Annotated in this window: 14 protein-coding genes and 1 pseudogene; 7 read left to right on the forward strand and 8 right to left on the reverse strand. The window is 36.6% G+C overall.

Annotated elements, in window-relative coordinates; translation table 11 throughout:
- The first annotated feature begins 30 nt into the window (after positions 1 to 30).
- From rpoC to IPP64_04065, 3 genes and pseudogenes are all read left to right on the forward strand, one after another.
- Positions 31 to 4320, forward strand: a complete 4290-nt coding sequence (gene rpoC, locus IPP64_04055) for a DNA-directed RNA polymerase subunit beta' (protein MBL0328591.1) — start codon at positions 31 to 33, stop codon at positions 4318 to 4320.
- Positions 4321 to 4408: 88 nt separating this feature from the next.
- On the forward strand, positions 4409 to 4723 hold the full coding sequence (locus IPP64_04060) for a DUF3467 domain-containing protein (GenBank protein ID MBL0328592.1): 315 nt from the start codon (positions 4409 to 4411) through the stop codon (positions 4721 to 4723).
- 213 nt (positions 4724 to 4936) lie between these two features.
- Positions 4937 to 6084 (forward strand): annotated as a pseudogene (locus tag IPP64_04065) (aminopeptidase).
- 110 nt (positions 6085 to 6194) lie between these two features.
- Here the strand turns inward: IPP64_04065 and IPP64_04070 are convergent.
- Entirely contained in the window at positions 6195 to 6758 is a 564-nt protein-coding gene (locus IPP64_04070) for a YceI family protein (GenBank protein ID MBL0328593.1), read from the reverse strand.
- A gap of 140 nt (positions 6759 to 6898) precedes the next feature.
- Here IPP64_04070 and IPP64_04075 point away from each other — a divergent pair, with 140 nt between their 5' ends.
- Positions 6899 to 8290, forward strand: coding sequence for a SpoIIE family protein phosphatase (locus IPP64_04075; protein MBL0328594.1), 1392 nt, complete (start codon positions 6899 to 6901; stop codon positions 8288 to 8290).
- 41 nt (positions 8291 to 8331) lie between these two features.
- Here the strand turns inward: IPP64_04075 and IPP64_04080 are convergent, their stop codons facing one another.
- Positions 8332 to 9171, reverse strand: coding sequence for a hypothetical protein (locus tag IPP64_04080; protein ID MBL0328595.1), 840 nt, complete (start codon positions 9169 to 9171; stop codon positions 8332 to 8334).
- 145 nt (positions 9172 to 9316) lie between these two features.
- On the opposite strand from IPP64_04080, the gene IPP64_04085 reads away from it, so the two are divergent.
- Both IPP64_04085 and IPP64_04090 read left to right on the forward strand, forming a co-directional pair.
- Entirely contained in the window at positions 9317 to 10450 is a 1134-nt protein-coding gene (locus tag IPP64_04085; protein ID MBL0328596.1) for a YcaQ family DNA glycosylase, read from the forward strand.
- A gap of 49 nt (positions 10451 to 10499) precedes the next feature.
- On the forward strand, positions 10500 to 10865 hold the full coding sequence (locus tag IPP64_04090; GenBank protein MBL0328597.1) for a hypothetical protein: 366 nt from the start codon (positions 10500 to 10502) through the stop codon (positions 10863 to 10865).
- Here IPP64_04090 and dinB read toward each other — a convergent pair.
- Both dinB and IPP64_04100 read right to left on the reverse strand, forming a co-directional pair.
- Positions 10862 to 11947 carry a DNA polymerase IV gene (dinB, locus tag IPP64_04095; protein ID MBL0328598.1) on the reverse strand — a complete coding sequence of 362 codons (1086 nt, stop codon included), beginning with the start codon at positions 11945 to 11947 and terminating at the stop codon, positions 10862 to 10864. The two genes, IPP64_04090 and dinB, sit on opposite strands and share 4 nt — an antisense overlap.
- Positions 11948 to 11992: 45 nt before the next feature.
- Positions 11993 to 13057, reverse strand: coding sequence for a SpoIIE family protein phosphatase (locus IPP64_04100; GenBank protein MBL0328599.1), 1065 nt, complete (start codon positions 13055 to 13057; stop codon positions 11993 to 11995).
- A 112-nt stretch (positions 13058 to 13169) separates the two neighbouring features.
- On the opposite strand from IPP64_04100, the gene IPP64_04105 reads away from it, so the two are divergent.
- Positions 13170 to 14246 carry a PA0069 family radical SAM protein gene (locus tag IPP64_04105; protein MBL0328600.1) on the forward strand — a complete coding sequence of 359 codons (1077 nt, stop codon included), beginning with the start codon at positions 13170 to 13172 and terminating at the stop codon, positions 14244 to 14246.
- Here the strand turns inward: IPP64_04105 and IPP64_04110 are convergent, their stop codons facing one another.
- Genes IPP64_04110 through IPP64_04125 form a run of 4 tightly spaced genes read right to left on the reverse strand, consistent with a single transcriptional unit; the run spans position 14247 to position 16568 of the window.
- A complete protein-coding gene (locus IPP64_04110) occupies positions 14247 to 14969 on the reverse strand; it encodes a tRNA threonylcarbamoyladenosine dehydratase (protein MBL0328601.1) in 723 nt (240 codons plus the stop codon).
- A gap of 23 nt (positions 14970 to 14992) precedes the next feature.
- Positions 14993 to 15652: a TatD family hydrolase gene (locus tag IPP64_04115; protein MBL0328602.1), complete on the reverse strand. Its 660-nt coding sequence runs from the start codon at positions 15650 to 15652 to the stop codon at positions 14993 to 14995.
- A 13-nt stretch (positions 15653 to 15665) separates the two neighbouring features.
- Entirely contained in the window at positions 15666 to 16166 is a 501-nt protein-coding gene (locus IPP64_04120) for a GNAT family N-acetyltransferase (protein ID MBL0328603.1), read from the reverse strand.
- A gap of 48 nt (positions 16167 to 16214) precedes the next feature.
- A complete protein-coding gene (locus IPP64_04125) occupies positions 16215 to 16568 on the reverse strand; it encodes a hypothetical protein (protein ID MBL0328604.1) in 354 nt (117 codons plus the stop codon).
- Positions 16569 to 16583 lie beyond the last annotated feature (15 nt).

Below are 16583 nucleotides of genomic sequence, written 5' to 3' on the forward strand. Positions count from 1 at the left end.
TACTTTGAACTTTTTAAACAAATAATAAACATGGCTTTCAAAAGAGACATCAAATTAAAAAGTAACTTCTCGAAAATCACCATTAGCCTTGCATCTCCTGAAGCAATTTTGGAGCGCTCAAGTGGTGAGGTAGTGAAACCGGAAACGATTAACTACAGAACTTACAAACCTGAAATGGGTGGATTGTTCTGTGAGCGTATCTTCGGACCGGTTAAAGACTGGGAGTGTGCTTGTGGAAAATATAAACGCATCCGTTACAAAGGAATTGTTTGTGACCGTTGTGGTGTTGAAGTAACTGAAAAGAAAGTACGTAGAGAAAGAATGGGACACATCAATTTAGTTGTGCCTGTTGCTCATATCTGGTATTTCAAATCATTACCAAACAAAATTGGTTATTTATTAGGTCTTCCAACTAAAAAGTTAGACATGATCATTTACTACGAACGTTATGTTGTAGTAAATGCCGGTGTTAAAGCTACTGATGGAATTAACTATTTAGATTTTTTATCTGAAGAAGAATATTTAAATATTTTAGATACACTTCCAAAAGATAACCAATATTTAGATGATACAGATCCGAATAAATTCATCGCGAAGATGGGTGCTGAAGCATTGCAAGCACTTTTGAGCCGCGTTGATTTAGATGGTTTATCTTACGACTTACGTTTAAAAGCAAATACAGAAACATCACAACAACGTAAAAACGAAGCATTAAAACGTTTGCAAGTTGTTGAAAGCTTCCGTCATGCAAATCAAAATGTAGAAAATCGTCCTGAGTGGATGATTGTGAAAATCGTTCCTGTAATTCCACCGGAATTGCGTCCATTGGTTCCATTGGATGGCGGACGTTTTGCTACTTCTGATTTGAACGATTTATACAGACGCGTTATTATCCGTAACAACCGTTTGAAACGTTTGATCGAAATTAAAGCTCCAGAAGTTATCTTGCGTAACGAAAAACGTATGTTGCAAGAAGCAGTGGATTCATTGTTTGATAACTCACGTAAATCAAACGCTGTTAAAACTGAATCTAACAGAGCATTAAAATCTTTATCGGATTCATTAAAAGGTAAACAAGGTCGTTTCCGTCAAAACTTACTTGGTAAACGTGTCGATTATTCAGCACGTTCGGTAATTGTCGTTGGACCAGAATTGAAATTACATGAGTGCGGATTGCCAAAAGATATGGCAGCAGAATTATTCAAACCATTTATCATTCGTAAAATGATTGAGCGTGGTATTGTTAAAACTGTAAAATCTGCAAAGAAAATAGTTGACAAAAAAGAGCCAATAGTTTGGGATATTTTGGAGAACATTTTAAAAGGACATCCAGTTCTTTTGAACCGCGCTCCGACATTGCATAGATTAGGTATCCAAGCTTTCCAACCAAAATTAATTGAAGGAAAAGCGATTCAATTGCATCCATTAGTGTGTACTGCGTTTAACGCGGATTTTGATGGGGATCAAATGGCGGTTCACGTTCCATTGGGACATGCTGCTATCTTGGAAGCACAATTGTTGATGCTTGCTTCTCACAATATCTTGAACCCTGCGAATGGTGCTCCGGTTGCCGTTCCTTCTCAAGACATGGTGCTTGGTCTGTACTACATGACCAAAGGAAAGAAAAATACAAAAGATGATGTTGTGAAAGGTGAAGGATTAACATTCTATTCTCCTGAAGAAACAATCATCGCTTACAACGAAAAACGTGTTGATTTGCATGCTTGGGTGAAAGTTCGTTTGGAAGTAAAAGAAGGTGATAAATTAGTAAACAAACTTATTGAAACAACTGTTGGTCGTATTTTATTCAACCAAGTTGTTCCGAAAGAAGTTGGTTATATCAACGAATTGTTGACTAAGAAATCTTTACGTGATATCATTGGTAACATTGTTAAGGAAACAGGTATGGCGAAAACCGCTAAGTTCCTTGATGAAATGAAGACCTTAGGTTTCATGAGTGCCTTCCGTGGATGTTTATCATTTAACTTAGGTGACGTTATTGTTCCTGAAGATAAAGGTAAAATGATTGCTGATGCAAACGCACAAGTGGATGAGGTAGTAGCAAACTACAACATGGGTTTCATTACCAACAACGAGCGTTACAATCAGGTAATTGATATCTGGACACATACTAACTCTCGCATCACTGCGAAAGTATTGAACACATTGACAAACGATCGTCAAGGTTTCAATCCGGTTTATATGATGTTGGATTCAGGAGCCCGTGGTTCTAAAGAACAAATTCGTCAGTTGGGTGGTATGCGTGGATTGATGGCGAAACCGCAAAAAGGTGCAGGTGGTGGAGAGATTATCGAAAATCCAATCATCTCTAACTTTAAAGAAGGTTTATCCATCCTTGAGTATTTCATCTCTACCCACGGTGCTCGTAAAGGTCTTGCCGATACAGCCTTGAAAACTGCGGATGCTGGTTACTTAACCAGACGTTTAGTGGATGTTGCTCAAGATGTAATTATCACAGTTGAAGATTGTGGTACATTGCGTGGATTGATTGCAACACCATTGAAGAAAAATGATGAAGTAGTTGAATCATTATACGATAGAGTATTAGGTAGAACAACTGTACACGATGTTTATCATCCGTTAACCGGAGAATTAATTATTGGTGCAGGTGAAGAGGTTACTGAAGATTATGCAAAAATAATCACAGAATCTCCAATCGAATCGGTTGAAATTCGTTCGGTATTGACTTGCGAAAGCAAGAGCGGTGTTTGTGGAAAATGTTACGGACGTAACTTGGCTACAGGCCGCATGGTTCAAAGAGGTGAGGCAGTAGGTGTTATCGCAGCTCAATCAATTGGTGAGCCGGGTACACAGTTAACATTGCGTACATTCCACGTTGGAGGTACTGCATCGAACACGACTACCGCAAATAAAATTGAAGCAAAATATGATGGTATCATCGAAATTGACGAATTAAAAACAGTAAAACGTAAAAATCCTGATGGACAAGTCGTTGATGTTGTTATTGGTCGTTCAGCTGAGATGCGTATCATTGATGCAAACACAAAAATTGTTTTAACAACAGGAAATATTCCTTACGGTTCACAAGCATATGTGAAACATTTATCGAAAGTTAAAAAAGGAGATTTAATCTGTGATTGGGATCCGTATAACGCTGTTATCGTTTCTGAATTCGCTGGTAAAATCGAATTTGATAACGTGGAAGAAGGTATTACTTTCCGTGAAGAGTCCGATGAACAAACAGGCTTTAAAGAAAAAGTTATTGTTGAGAGTCGTGATAAATCTAAAAACCCTTCTATCAAGATTGTTGTTAGCAAAGAAACATTACGTACTTACAACATTCCAGTTGGAGCTCATATCATTGTAAACGATGATGCGAAAATTGAAGCAGGACAAATCCTTGTGAAGATTCCTCGTTCATCAGGTAAAACAGGTGATATCACGGGTGGTTTACCTCGTGTAACTGAATTGTTCGAAGCACGTAACCCAAGTAACCCGGCTGTGGTTTCTGAAATTGATGGTATCGTTTCTTTCGGTAAGATTAAACGTGGTAACCGTGAGGTACATGTTGAGTCTCGTACCGGTGAAAAGAAAACGTACTTGGTTCAATTATCGAAACACATCCTTGTTCAAGAAAATGATTTCATCAAAGCTGGTGAGCCATTATCTGATGGGGCAATTACACCAAGCGATATCCTTGCTATCAAAGGACCAACTGCTGTTCAAGAGTACTTGGTAAATGAGGTACAAGAGGTTTACCGTTTACAAGGTGTGAAAATTAACGATAAACATTTCGAAGTAATCGTTCGTCAGATGATGCGTAAAGTTGACATCAGCGAAGCGGGTGATACCATCTTCTTAGAAAAACAATTGGTGAACAAATCGGAATTCATGAAAGAGAACGATAACCTTTATGGTAAAGTTCTTGTTCTTGATCCAGGTGATTCAACCTTATACAAAGCTGGTCAGATTATCAGTGCACGTAAATTGAGAGATGAAAATTCTTCATTGAAACGCAGAGATATGAAAATCATCGAAGCTCGTGAAGCAGTTCCTGCTACATCAAGCCAAGTGTTACAAGGTATCACACGTGCATCATTGCAAACGAACAGTTTCATGAGTGCTGCATCGTTCCAAGAAACAACAAAAGTGTTGAACGAAGCTGCAGTAAGCGGAAAAGTAGATTACCTATTAGGATTAAAAGAAAACGTAATTGTTGGACATTTAATTCCTGCAGGTACCGGCTTAAGAGCTTACGACAAAATGATTGTTGGTTCACAAGAAGAGTACGATCGTTTATTAGCTTCTAAAAAAGAAGCTTTAGAAGAAGAAGCATAGAATTTAATTATATGTTATTCTAGATAATTTAAAAGAGGGACTGCAGTAATGTTAGTCCCTCTTTTGCTAAAAATATAAAAACAAAATCATGGAAGATCAAAATCAAAACAATCAATTGAATATTGAGTTGAGCGAAGAAATCGCAGAAGGAATTTATTCAAACCTTGCTATTATCACACATTCGAATTCTGAATTTGTTGTGGACTTTATCAAAATGATGCCCGGTGTGCCGAAAGCGAAAGTGAAGTCGCGTATCGTATTAACGCCTCAACATGCGAAGCGTTTGATGAAAGCCCTGAAAGATAATATTTCAAAGTTTGAACAAACACACGGTGCCATTAAGGATACGGATATGCCAAATGTATTGCCGATGAACTTCGGTGGGCCAACAGCGCAAGCTTAAAATTAGTCCAAAGTTTAAAGTTGAAAAGTTTAAAGTTGTGTTTCACTTCACCGATTGCTTGCTACATGCAAAAAAACTTTGGACTTTGAACTTTCTGACTTTGAACTATTCTGCCGATAATGTTTGTTATCAACCACTCATCATAAATTGAACAACATGGTTGCATTTAAATCGTAAATTAGTTAAGTAAAAACAAAATCTCTCAAAATGAATATTAAAAAACAAATTATTCTTGGATTAGCACTTATGACAGCTGATTTAGCGGTTGCACAAACCCTTACCAACAAGAAAGACGGTAATTATAAATTTACTGTAGTTAAAAATCTCGAAGCAACGGAAGTTCAAAACCAAGCGCAATCCAGCACTTGCTGGTCGTTTTCATCACTTTCTTTCTTTGAATCCGAATTGATTCGCATGGGAAAACCAAAGGTGAATCTATCTGAAATGTTTGTCGTGCGTACCGCATATATGGCAAAAGCAGATAAATATGTTAGGATGCACGGCTTAATCAACTTCGGACCTGGAGGTGCTTTTCATGATGTTGCCTATGTAATCAAAAATTACGGATTGATGCCACAATCGGCTTACACCGGATTTGTGAATGGTGATAAAGAAATTAATCACAGTGAAATGGACAATATGCTAAAAGCGCAAGTGGATGTTGTTTCGAAAGCAAATAAAATTTCTCCTAGCTGGCCTGCTGCTGTTAATGCTACGTTGGATGCTTATTTGGGAAAAGCGCCTGAAAAATTTGATTACAATGGAAAACAATATGATCCGAAATCATTCGCTGCTTCATTGGGTTTGAGTATGGATAATTACGTTGAAATTACTTCTTTCACTCACCACCCGTATTACACAAAATTTGCAATCGAAGTACAAGACAATTGGATGTGGGATGAAGTATACAATGTGCAATTGAACGAAATGATTGATGTGATTGATAATTCTATTATGAATGGCTACTCTGTTGCATGGGGCGCTGATGTGAGTGAAAAGGTTTTTCATTTAAAAATGGTGTAGCGATTGTTCCGAATGTGGAATGGAGTGATGTGAAGAAAGAAAAAATTGATTCTGTGATTTTAAATCCCGGAAAGCAAATGGAAATCACTGCTGAAATTCGTCAGAAAGCATTTGATAACTATGAAACTCAAGATGATCATGGAATGCACATTGTTGGAATTGTAAAAGATCAAAACGGTGTTAAATATTACATCGTAAAAAATTCATGGGGCGTAAAAAACAATGATTGTGATGGTTTCTTTTATGTATCTGAATCGTATGTTAAATACAAAACAATTGATATTATGGTGCATAAAGACGCTGTAAAAAAGGAGCTAGCCAAAAAATTAGGGTTCTAGTTTTGCTATATTAGCTTTTAGAAAGCTTTAAAATGAAGAAAGTCCTGCCAGAATATTCGGGCAAGACTTTCTTCGTTTTAGGAATAAATTTGAAAGAAGAGTAAGTGAAATTATTTCCTACTGGTATATACCGTAATCTTTACAATTAAATCTTTTGCCATAATTACACTGGATGATCCGACTCCGAAATCCAGGCGATTTATTTTTAATGTTCCTATAAAACTTGCTTTGTTATCTTTTTCAGAATAGGTAAAGGGTAAATCTACTTCTTTTGATTTGCCTTTCATTGTTAAGGTGCATTTCGCAACGAACTGATTGTCACCAATTTTGGATATTTTGTTTGTTACAATAGAAATTTCAGGAAATTTTTCGGCATTAAAGTATTCGGATTTTTTAAGGTGATTATCCCTCATCTCTATCCCCGTTTTTATGGTTTTTACAGCAATTTTAGCCTCAATTTTGCTGGTGGGCAGAGCGAGAGGGTTAAAGTTTATTGTAGCCGTAAGTCCTGTGAAATTACCGGTTACTAGCGCCTTTGCATTTTTAATTTCGAAAACAACAGCCGAGGAGTTCACCACCCAATTGTTACTTTGTGAGCGTAAAGTCAGCGTAAACATTAAACTTACAATGAAAAGTAGGGTTGATTTTTGGATACAATTTTTAATTCGATTCATGGTAATATATTCAAGTAGTTTTACAATAATTACAAGGCATTTGCTGAGAAATCTAGCAAAATTTCTAGCTCTAATTTAACGTATTTATTTAATTGTTTGTACATTTATGTGAACTATATTATATTCCTATCTTTTAGAAGATGTTTTCATTACGTTTTATATTCATTTATAGTATTCTAAGTTTTACAGTGCTTGGTTTTTCGCAGTCTAACCACGCTGATTCTACAATTCAGTTAAATAATTTAATAAAGGAATTGGATAATTGCAAAGATGATACCGTTCGTTTAAATAAGTTGTTTCAAATACACTATTATCAACAATCTCTTATAGGTGAATTAAATGAAACAAGCATTTCAAAATTCAATACCAAGTATACAAAACAAGCGATTGCCTTGGCTAGAGATTTGAAAAAGTTTGATACGTTAAAGTCTTTGACAATTGACTTGGGTTATATTTTTGATTTGGATAAGAATTTTGATTCGTCCTTTGTATATTATAATGAATGTCTCAATGTTTTTGAGGCAACAAACAATTTTCAACTGACCTATTCAATTACACAAAACATATTATATAACAATAGTATGTTGCAAAGTATCATCGCTGAAAACAACAAAAAGGTTTTAGAACAAAGGAATAAAATAGAAAAGATGACCTATTTTATTTTAGCAGCCGTGCTATTGTTTACAGCGTTTTTGGTGTTCTTTTTAGTGAAGATAAAACGCAATAATTCATTACTTACCTTGCAAAAGGATCAGATAGAAATGAGTAAAGCAGAAATTGATAGCAGTATCGATTATGCTCAAAATATTCAACACGCAGTATTGTCTAATGAAATAAAGCTCCAAAAATTAATCCCTAATTCTTTTGTTTTATTTATCCCCAGGGATAAAGTAAGCGGTGATTTTTTGTGGTCTTATAAATTGGGAGATGATATTTATCTTGCAGTAGCGGATTGTACAGGGCATGGAGTGCCAGGTGCATTGCTTTCCATTGTTGGTCACTTTCTATTTGATTCCATTGTAGCAACGATAAATGAGAAGTCCCCTGCAAAAATATTAGAAATGCTGCATCAATCCATTGTTAAATCTCTTGATCAAGATGTAGTAGGTCATAAACACAACCATGATGGTATGGATGTCGGATTAATAAAATTAAACTTAATTACTAATAAGTTAGTTTATGCTGGTGCTCACCGATCATTGTATCATTTTAGAGATGAAAATATATCAGAGTTGAAAGGAACGCGCAGACCAGTTGGTGGTACTCAAATAGAGTATGAAAAATCATTTTTAGATCACGAAATGGAACTTCAAAAGGGTGATTTAGTATATTGTTATTCGGATGGATACCAAGATCAAATAGGTGGACCTAAGAATAAAAAATTCATGAATAAAAATTTACTTTCACTCATAAAAAGTAATTGTAATAATGATTTATCAGTACAAAAAGAAGTTTTAGAAACGACTTTTAATAATTATAAAAAAGGTATTAGTCAAATGGATGATGTTCTGATGGTAGGAATTAGAATATAAAAGACATTTTTTTTATGTTTTCGAAAATTGTTACGCTTGTTCTATTTTACAATTTTCCCGTTCTCAAAGGAAACGATGAATGCTCCTTGAAAACCTTTTTCAATCATCTCTTTTTTGCGTTTTAATGCATCTTCATACGCAGAAAAATTACCACTGAAGTATTTCGTGATGCCATTCTCTAATACTACAACCGTTACTTCGGTTACTCCATCAATCTTTGGTTTTGATGAAAATGCGCCTATTTGAACACGGTACATCTTTCCTGCTGAAGTTGGCAATGCACTTGTCGGAACCTTCGCAAACGTTGTAGGTTGTGTGGGTGTTGTCGGAGTTTCTTTTTTAGGCTCAACCGGTGTCGTTTTAACAGGAGTGGTCGCAGGTGTTGTTGCTGCCGGTGTTGTTTTTGCCGGCTGTGTGGTAGTAGTTGGATTCGTAGTTGGAATTTCTTTTTTTACAGGAGGTGTAGCTGTACCAATGACAATGCTTGCCAAAGGAAAATCAAAAATTTTACGCTCGTTGTTATTGATGTATGATATTTTTGCCGGCAATTTTTTTGTTCCGGAAACACCACCGTTTATAGTTACTTTGTACTTGATGACAAATACCTCTTCTTTCGGAGGTGTAATCCAAACAATTTTTGCTCCGCCATCGGCAAAAGTAAATGTTCCACCTTGACTTTCTATTTCGCTAGCAACAAGGCCTTCCGGGATTTCCTGGAAAAATTTCATAAAATCTTTAATGGTTCCTTTATTCACGATTGTTTCAACGGTGAATTCAGTTCCCGGTAAAGCACTAGTCGGAATTTTTTGTGTTCCGGTAATGTTTTGTGCCGATAAGCCAACAGATAGGAAAAAAAGATAAAGGGTGAACAGTTTTGACATTATTGATAAAGCTTAGAGACTACAAATTTAATTAAAAAACCTTAATTTGGTCTTCATAAATCGAGCCAATTCAAGCATTTTGATTAATTCACAACAAATACTATCCGTAGAGCATGCTAGAGCCTTCATCCTCAAAAGTCAGGGCTTGATTCATCCCGATTTTGGGAAAGGTAAAGTAGCAGTAAAAAACGCCATTGAACACATGGGTTATGTCCAAATTGACACCCTTTCGGTGGCTGCCCGTGCTCATCACCACACCCTTTGGAGTCGTTTGCCTGATTATAAAGAAAGCTATTTGAATGAACTGCTTGAAAAGGATAAAGCCATCTTTGAATATTGGAGCCATGCAGCTTCTTATTTACCGATGAGCGATTATCGGTTTTCCTTGATTAGCAAAAAAACTTTTTCAGAAGGGAAATCGCATTGGTTCAATCAGGATAAAAAGATGAACAAGTATGTGTTGGACAGGATAAAAGCAGAAGGACCGCTTCAATCAAAAGATTTTGAATTTAAACGAAGTGGTCCGGGTAACTGGTATGAATGGAAGCCCGCTAAAAAAGCCTTAGAACAATTGTTTATGGAAGGGAAATTGATGGTGGCCAAACGGCAAGGTTTTCAGAAAGTATACGATTTGACTGAGCGCGTATTACCTGCTCATGTAAATACGAATTTACCAACAGAAAAAGAGTTTGCAGAATATTTCATTAGAAAAGCTATTCAGGCTAACGGAATAGTAGAGGAGAAGGAAATTTCTTACTTACGCAAAGGGCTCAAAGAACCAATAAATAAAGCGTTGAAGAGGTTGCTAAAAGACGGAAACGTGGTTGAAGTCAAATTAGAAGGTGACTCGAAAACACTTTTTGTTACAACAGAAAATCAGCTACAATCAATTAATGATTTCAAAATTGAGAATACCATTCAGTTACTTTCTCCATTTGATAATGCAATTATTCAACGCAAAGGAACACAACGTTTTTTTGATTTTGATTATGTGATTGAATGCTACGTCCCTGAACCCAAACGTAAATTCGGTTATTTCTGCCTTCCGGTTTTATATGGAGATCAATTTGTAGCCCGTTTTGATCCAAAGGCCGACAGAGCAGAAAAGGTTTTTTACATCAAACAAATGCATTTTGAAAAAGGATTTAAGCCGAATGAAAAATTTAACAAAGCATTTGCTGTTAAATTAAAAGCTTATGCTAGCTTTACAGGCTGTGATAAAGTTGTAATCGATAAAGCCGATAAAAAGTGGAAGAAGGAAATGTACCATTTTTTTTAATAATTAAATCCGTTTTAATCCTTGTTTTCTGCGTCATCCGCGTTCCAATATGTCAACTCAAACCATCATAAAAACAGAAACTGAAGTTGCTACCGAAACCATGGTGGCAGAGGAGGGGCAGACTATTGTTCACTGCATCTGCAATCAGGAAGCGTTTTATAGAATTTGGCCAACCACCTTTTTGATTGAACATGGCACCGGGAAGGAAGCACGATTAATCACAGCTTTTAATGTTTCGTTTTATCCGCAATGGACACCAAAATCACCCGGACAAAAATTTACATTGATCTTTGAAGGATTGAGTAAAAATTGTGTGGTATTTGATTTAAAAGAAATTATTCCTCAGGAAGGCGGCTTTGAAGTAAATGCGATTGTGAGAAATGAAACGGATGTGTATACCGTTTGGATTGATTAAAACAATTCCAATTGCCACTCATTTTTTTTCTTCACTATTCTCTCAGGTAGCTCCCCAAAGTTAGAAAGTGAAATTCCTAAGAGCCGTACTTTTTTATTTTCTGAATCCGACTTTTTAAGTAATTCTTTCGCTGTATGGATAATTGTTTCAAAATCTCCAACGGCTTTACTGAATGAATGATTGCGGGTGATTTGTTGGAAGTTATGATACTTGACTTTTAATGTAACCGTTCTTCCTTTTAGATTATACTTTTGTAACCGTGTAACAACCACTTCTGCAATTTTATCCAATTCTTCATTCATGGCTTCTAAGGTTGTTAAATCCTCCGCAAAGGTATCTTCTGCTCCCATGGATTTGGTTTCACGGTGTGGTTGCACCGCTCGGTTGTCAATCCCCCTCACAATTTTATAATAAAATCGTCCTGGCTTTCCAAAAGAATGAACCAATTCTTCTTCTGTCATTTTTTTTAGATCAGCACCTTTGTGAATCCCCATGCCTTTCATTTTATCGGCTGTTACTTTTCCAACACCAAAGAATTTTTCTACGGGAAGTTTTTCCATAAACTCTTCAATCTTCTCAGGAGCAATAAATGTGAGGCCATCGGGTTTGTTCATGTCGGAAGCAATCTTTGCCACGAACTTGCTGCTGGAAACGCCTGCTGATGCAGTTAAATTTACTTCTTCTTTGATTGCAAGTTTTATTTGTTTGGCGATTTCAATGGCAGAAGTAATTCCTTTTTTATTTTCAGTTACATCCAAAAATGCTTCATCCAATGAAAGTGGTTCTATCAAATCTGTATACCGTTCAAATATTTCTCGAATTTTTTTTGATGCTTCTTTGTATGCCGCAAAGCGTGGGTAAACAAAAATTACATGCGGACAAAGTTGTAAGGCTTTTTTACTCGGCATCGCAGATCGGATTCCGAATTTTCGTGCTTCGTAACTGGCTGTTGCAACCACTCCGCCACGACCTTCTGGTTTCCCGCCAACTACAATCGGTTTTCCAACATACTCCGGAAAGTCACGCTGTTCCACCGATGCATAAAAGGCATCCATATCGATATGAATTATTTTGCGAGACATCTTACAGTATTACTTTATCTCCTTTTTCCTAGTCACCCAGCCACTTTAAACTCTAATTCCAATAATCAACACATCATCCACCTGTTCATTCTTCCCTTTCCAATCCATAAATGCTTTACAGATACTTTTTTCTTGCTCCGCCATCGATTGTTTGTTAATCGCAATTAACAATTCTTGAAATTTACTTGTTTTGAATTTTTTATTGTCTGCTCCACCAAATTGATCTACAAATCCATCACTGAAAATATAAAAGCAATCTCCTTTTTTTAGTTGAACAGTATGGTTGGTGGGAGGTTCTACTTTGTTTTCTTCCAAGCTGCCCACCGTAAGCTTCGATCCTTTTATTGTGGTTAGTTTTCCGTCAGAAAGTATAAAAACCGGATTGTTCGCACCAGCATATTCCAGTGCATGCGTGTTCTTATCAAAGGTACACAAAGCCATATCCATGCCATCACGAATATCACTTCCTCTGTCTTGATGCAATACTTTTTTGATTATGGTATTCATGCTGTCCAATACTTTTGAAGGGTGCAGAATCCCCATTTCATTTACGGTTTGATTGATGGCGTTATGCCCAACGATACTTAGCAATGCTCCTGGAACGCCATGTCCTGTGCAATCAATGGCGGCAACCATAATTTTCGACTCGTGGTGCGATACCCAATAAAAATCGCCACTGACAATATCTTTGGGTTGATAGATGATGAAATGTTCAGGTAAAATAGAATCAACTAAATCTTTTGGAGGAAGAATCGCATTTTGTAAACGTTTTGCATAATTGATACTGTCGGTTATGCTCTTGTTTTTCTCTTCAATAATTTCATTCTGTGATTTTAAAATTTTGTTGTTTTTTCTATTTGTTTGCAAAAGTTTAATTGCAATCAATGCAATGATGATAATTAATCCGGTCACTACAAAATACATATTCCGGTGCGCTTGTTTATAACAAACAAGTGTGTCTTCCCCCGAACCACTCATTACTTCCCATGGTGTGTGGTGATGCTCGGCCGAGGCTGTTGAGTCACTCAAAAAGCTTTGTGCAAAGTTTGTTGCGCTTACAAAGGTCAGAAACAAAAAAAGAAGAAGCGTTTTGAAAAGGAGTCTGTTCATGATTTAATTTTTGATATTTAAAGGTACTACTATTTTATTCCGATTAAAAATAGTTTTCAGAATACTAAAATTCTTGGCTATAATACGTTGGAACCTCCACTAATTTTGTAAAATGGAAAACGAAGAAAAGGAATTAACTTACTTTAAAGGGAGAGGCTCACAAGTCAATACCGACAATCGTTTTCTTAAAGGAACGTATGTTGCCGAACACATCGAAGGCTTGGATGAACCCTTACTGAGCGATGTAAAAACTCAAATCTTTTTAGAACACCCGAAGAAAATTATTAACGTAGTCAAGAGTCCGGATATTCCCGGAATGTATTCTATGAATCCGTATCAAGGGTGCGAACATGGTTGTATTTATTGTTATGCACGCAACACACATGAGTATTGGGGCTATAGTGCAGGCTTGGATTTTGAACGAAAAATTATTGCCAAGCCAAATGCGCCTCAACTGATGGAAAAACAATTTATGAATAAGAATTGGATTGTTTCTCCGATTATGTTTTCCGGCAATACCGATTGTTATCAGCCCATTGAGAGAAAATTAAAGATAACACGTCAGATGTTGGAAGTGCTTTTAAAGTTTCGTCATCCTGCCGGAATGATTACAAAAAATGATTTAATCATTCGTGATATTGATATTCTTCAGGAATTGGCCAAGCTGAATTTGATTCATGTAATGGTTTCCATCACCAGTTTAAATAATGATTTACGACTTAAAATGGAACCGAGAACAGTTACAGCCAAGAACAGACTGAAAGTCATTGAAACATTAAACAAATCAGGAATTCCGGTTGGTGTTATGACTGCTCCCATTATCCCCGGATTAAACAGCGATGAGATTCCCGACTTAATCAAAGCGGCAGCAGACCATGGAGCGGATTGTGCCGGCTATACCATTGTGCGTTTGAATGGTTCTATTGCAGAAATATTCAAAGATTGGATTCATAAAAATTTTCCGGATAGAGCTGAAAAAGTATTGCATCACATTGCGGATGCGCATGGTGGACAATTGAGTGATAGTCGATATGGAAAACGAATGAGTGGCGAAGGAAATATGATTCGTTCCATTCATCAGTTATTTAAGATGGCAGTTAAAAAACACTTGTCGGATCGCAAACGTGTTGAATATGATTTAACAGCTTTCAGGCGACCGGGCGAAGTAACGCAAATGGAATTGTTTTAATTACTTCCCAATCAAATCTCGAATCACCACCGAAGCACAGACACTGCCAAAGGTTGCAGGCAAATAAGAAATAGTACCGTAAGCTGATTTTTTAAAATTTCTCCCATCCGTTAACATCAACGATTCTTTAATAGGCTCTTCCGGTGAAAAAACGGTTTTGATTCCTTTTTTGATTCCTTCTTCACGTAAGCGCTTTCGCACATATTGTGCAAACGGACAATTATACGTTTTGGAAATGTCTACCACTTGCAATTTGGTAGGATCTAATTTTGCTCCTGCCCCCATCGAACTAACAATTTTTACTTTGTGCTCGTAAGCTGTTTTTAAAAATGTAATTTTTGGTGTGATGCTGTCAATGGCGTCAATCACATAATCATAAGGTGTTGATAATATTTGTACCGCTCGATCAGGAGTGATAAATTCTTTAATCACATTTAACTTTAAATCTGGATTGATGGCCAATAAACGTTCGGCCATAATATCTGCTTTTGGTAAGCCGTGTGTTGTTGATAATGCCGGAAGCTGACGATTTCGATTACTAGGGTCTACCACATCTCCATCCACAATTGTCATTGTTCCAATTCCCCCCCTGCAAATAAACTCAGCCGCAAACGAACCAACTCCACCCATGCCCACAACCAATACGTGGGCGTTTTGTAGCTTCATTAAGTTCTCTTGTCCGATTAACAATTCGGTGCGGGATAACCATTTTAAATCACTCATAAGAATACTCGAATAGTTTTGTTTTACGAATGTAAGAATACGTTCTTGAAATTGGTAGAAATTATTTTTTTTAGTACATCCATTTCTAATTTTAAAAGGCCACTTGCAGCTGTATAGATGTTTTCAATGGTGGTGTCGGAACTATCGGTTTCCAGAAATAGTTTGTCGGAAGGAATTAGTGAAATCACTTTAGATGCATTCGATTCATTGTTTAAAAGCGCTTTTCCAAATGAAAAGTAACAGCCTGATTTTAATAGTTGTAGTGCAATTTCTTTGTTGTTGTTATAGCCATGAATAATCATTGGAACAGAAACATTCATTCCTTTTCGAATACGGAGCAAATCATCAAATGCTCTAACACAATGGATAATCAGAGGTTTTTTATGTTTTTCAGCCAATAGGATTTGCGCCTTGAATACCGTTTCTTGTGTCACCATCGGCAGGTCGATTAATTTATCGAGCCCGCATTCGCCCAATGCAATTACTGTTTTTTGATGCAGCAAAATTTCCAGCTGCTCCAGTTGATTGTTTAAATTGTCACGATTGATGTACCAGGGATGGATGCCAACGGAGCAAAGGCTTGCTTGAAATGGATCCTCTATAGCTTGGTTGTAAACTTGAATCGCATCGCTTTGTTTTAAGGAATGCGTATGAACATCGATATAGTTGTTGTCAGAATTCAATTCTTTCCTTTCCTTATTTTAGGATATATACTTCTGCCGGATCGTGACCACAGAGATCGTCTTTTAGATACACCATCCCCATTTTTTTGATGACATGTATAGAAGCATGATTTTCTTTTGCTGCCCGAGCAATGATGTTTTTGAGCTTCAAGGTATTTACACCATAATCCAAAGTTGCTTTCGCTGCTTCCGATGCATAACCGTTACCCCAATGTTTTTCAAATAAGCGGTAGCCCAAATCAATTTCATTGTCTTCGGCAATGTGTTTGAGTCCGCACCAACCAATAAATTCATCATTGGATTTTAAATGAATAGCCCAACGTCCAATCTTGTTTTTATATTGTGGTAAAATGATGTCTGTCAAAATACGTTGAGCTTCTTGCAGGTCTTTTACTGGACCATCACCGGTATATCTTGTAACGTTCGGGTTGCTGTTGAGGTCAATCAATATTTGCGCATCGTCAAGGGTAAATTCTCTTAAATAGAGGCGGGGTGTTTCGAGTCGTTGAATCATATAATTAGTAAAAAAAAACTCCCGATATAATCGAGAGTTCTTAGTGAATTATTTTCTAGCTTTTTCGTCAGCTTGATGTTTTTTCCATTTTTGAAGTTGTTCAGCTCCGATTACTTCTGTCATCTCAGTATCCCATTTTTTGCTGATACGTTGTTTTTCTACTTCAAACTCATTTGGTTTATCACCTGTCTTCTCTTGGTTTAAATCCATCAACTTAATGGTTTGTAAGTTAATTTCCTGAACTTTTGCTTTTTTATCAGCACTAAGCGCTAATACATTCGACATTTTTTCTGTCATTGTAGTCGCTCTTGTAGCAGCATCTGCCTTTTGAACTTTGTACTCTTGAGCATTCGCTACTGTGAAAGATAACACTGCAGCAAAAAGTAGTATGATTTTTTTCATGGGTTTAGTTTTAGT

It is taken from the genome of Bacteroidota bacterium (assembly GCA_016722565.1).
Taxonomy (GTDB): domain Bacteria; phylum Bacteroidota; class Bacteroidia; order 2-12-FULL-35-15; family 2-12-FULL-35-15; genus 2-12-FULL-35-15.